This is a genomic window from Nonomuraea mesophila, from assembly GCF_004352805.1.
GTDB classification, from domain to species: Bacteria; Actinomycetota; Actinomycetes; order Streptosporangiales; family Streptosporangiaceae; genus Nonomuraea; species Nonomuraea longispora.
On sequence record NZ_SMLD01000403.1, the window covers coordinates 1 to 743 of the forward strand.

The following is a 743-nucleotide window of genomic DNA, read 5'->3' on the forward strand; positions in this document are numbered from 1 at the left end:
TGAACCTATTTCAGGCTCCGCATCGAGTGCCCTGGTCACAGCATGATCGCAAGTCCGAGGTTAGCCCCATGACGCAGCAGAGCTCCTGGTAGATGGGTTGATCACCACAACCACGCCCATCACAACCAGGAGCTCTGGGTGCTGTTCTATCGTGCCGCCGTCGATTTGTCGCATCAGCGCCTGAACTACGTCGCCGGGGTGATCCGGCGCCACCGTAAGTCCATGAGGTCGATCTGGCGGCGGCTCAACCCTGGCCGGCAGGCCCTGCTGGTGCTGGTCTACCTGCGTAAGGGCGAGACCTACGCCGAACTCGCGGCTGGCTTCGGGGTGTCGGCGGCAACCGCATGGCGGTACGTGGAAGAGACGGTGGCGCTGTTGTCAGCCCGCTCGCCCAAGCTCGTCCAGGCGCTGCGCAAGGCCAAGCGGGACGGGCTGCACTACCTGGTGCTGGACGGCACGCTGATCCATACCGACCGGATCGCCGCTGACCGGCCGTACTTCTCCGGCAAGCACCGTGTGCACGGGATGAACGTGCAGGTCATCGCCTCACCAGATGGGACGATCCTGTGGACCTCGGGCGCCCTGCCCGGCAAGGCCCACGATCTGACCGCTGCCCGCATCTGGGGCATCCTGCGCGCACTGGAGCAGGCGGGGATCATCACCCTGGCGGACAAGGCGTATCAGGGAGCCGAAGGCCCGGTCCGCACCCCGTACAAGGGCAAGCACAAGCCCGAATCCCAGAA

At 65.3% G+C, this 743-nt stretch carries 1 protein-coding gene; it reads left to right on the forward strand.

The genetic code is table 11. From position 1 onward, the window contains the following. Positions 1–138: 138 nt before the first annotated feature. On the forward strand, positions 139–743 hold a 605-nt coding region (locus E1295_RS48275), incomplete at its 3' end, for a transposase family protein (RefSeq protein WP_132642123.1).